Below are 1,802 nucleotides of genomic sequence, written 5' to 3'. Positions count from 1 at the left end.
ATAGTCCTACTGATCAGTAATTTTACTTTCAGCGAGAATTTCTTGAAGGACGGGGGATAAATTGCTAGTTAAACGGCCGGATCGAATAAATTCAGCGTAGGTATCAGCTTCGATATCTAGGAGGGTTTCCCGAAGTTGTTCCATTGTTAATAGTTGTAATTGGGGATAACTATCGTTGAGAGATTGTATTTCCGCTTCTACGGTCTTTAACTTTTCTTTGACGAGATGCTGCTCATAACTAAAAAATTCGGGGGCAACATCGGGAGATTTATCTAACTTAGAAAGATAGTCTAAAACCCTTTTTAAAGCTACCCGTCGGGCTAAAAGTTCCGCATAGTTTTCTCGAATTGGTTGATCACCGATCAGGTCTAATCTCGATAGGAAAGTTTGAATAGTTAATCCCTGAACCAAAAGGGTAAAGAGAACAACTCCGAAGACGATATCGATGATATCCTGACGATTGGGAAAAATAACCGGCACACTTAAAGCTAGGGCAATAGAAACGGAACCGCGCAAACCTCCCCACCATAAAACCGTTTTTTCCCGCCAATTAATTTTAGTTTCCATCAAGGCATTACTAACAGTTGCCAAAGCAAAGGTAGCCAGAAAACGGGCCGCCACCACGGCGGCGATCGTGATAAAAATTAAATTGAGATTATCGGCTAAACTGGAGAGACGGATCTGATCGCCGATGAGGAGAAAAACGATCGAATTGACAAAAAAAGCGAGAAACTCCCAGAATTGCGTGACTAATAGGCGGGTACGGGGACTCATACTAATTCTAGAGCCAAAATTACCTAAAATAATCCCCGTAGTCACCACTCCGATTACCCCCGAACCCCCGAACTCCTCGGTTAATAAATAAGCACCGTAGGCGGACACAAGAGTTAAAGACTGTTCCACTAGGGGTAAATCCAGACGTTGAGTCAGATAGGAAATACCAAAACCCACTAAACAACCCACTGCCACCCCGATACCGATAAAAGCCGCAATCCGGCTAATGGTTGTCTCTAAGGATAGACCACTAGCACCGAGGGGAATTTCCACCAAAAGAGCGAAAGCGACGACAGCAACCCCATCATTAAATAAGCTTTCCCCTTCCAAAAGCACGGTGAGGTTTTTACTGGCCCCTAATTCGCGAAAAAGAGCGACAACAGCGACGGGATCCGTAGAAGAAAGGCTCGCACCCACTAATAATGCCGTAAATAGGGGTAAATTGGTCAATTCATCTAGGGTAAAACCAACCCCGAAAATCGAGATAATTACGCCGACAATAGCGAAAAGACTGACGGGAATCCAATTATCCTTCAGATCTCGCCAGCGCGTATTCCAAGCGGCTTCAAATAGCAAAGGGGGCAGAAAAATTTCTAGAATCAGTTCGGGGGATAGGTTCACCAGACGGATATCGATAAAGGCTAAACCTAAACCGACTATCACTAACAATAGGGTGTAAGGAATTTGGCGAAACCAGCTAAAAATCCTCGAAACCGTGGCCACACTCAGGGAAACGGACAAAACAATTAGAAATTGTTCTAAATTTTGCTTAATGACTTCATCGGTAGCGGATTCTAAACTCATTGGGTGGGAGGCAATCGGTGAGCGGACGTGCAAGAAAAGAACAATCTAAATTATTATGACACTTTAGAACCAGTGATTTTTTTTCCTAAACCCAAGTTTTTCTGCTGGCAATTCCTTATTATCTATGTCCTTGACTATGCCTCAGTCTGCCGAGTCCTCCACGGGTGAGGATTTACCCCTAGCTATCTCACCCAGTAACGAGCAGTTAGAGAATATTAATAGCT

1 protein-coding gene and 1 pseudogene are annotated in these 1,802 nt (G+C 43.7%); one reads left to right on the top strand and one right to left on the bottom strand.

Annotated features, from left to right (window positions below; translation table 11 throughout):
• Positions 1-6: 6 nt before the first annotated feature.
• Entirely contained in the window at positions 7-1,578 is a 1,572-nt protein-coding gene (locus PX484_RS24485) for a Na+/H+ antiporter (protein ID WP_002797016.1), read from the bottom strand.
• A gap of 136 nt (positions 1,579-1,714) precedes the next feature.
• On the opposite strand from PX484_RS24485, the pseudogene PX484_RS26160 reads away from it, so the two are divergent.
• Positions 1,715-1,802: pseudogene (locus PX484_RS26160) on the top strand (DUF3038 domain-containing protein); the annotation flags it as partial.

The sequence above is a fragment of the Microcystis sp. M49636_WE2 genome (assembly GCF_030065375.1).
GTDB lineage: Bacteria > Cyanobacteriota > Cyanobacteriia > Cyanobacteriales > Microcystaceae > Microcystis > Microcystis aeruginosa_C.
Note: the sequence above shows the minus strand (reverse complement) of the source record. Positions and strands in the feature narration are given on the sequence as shown.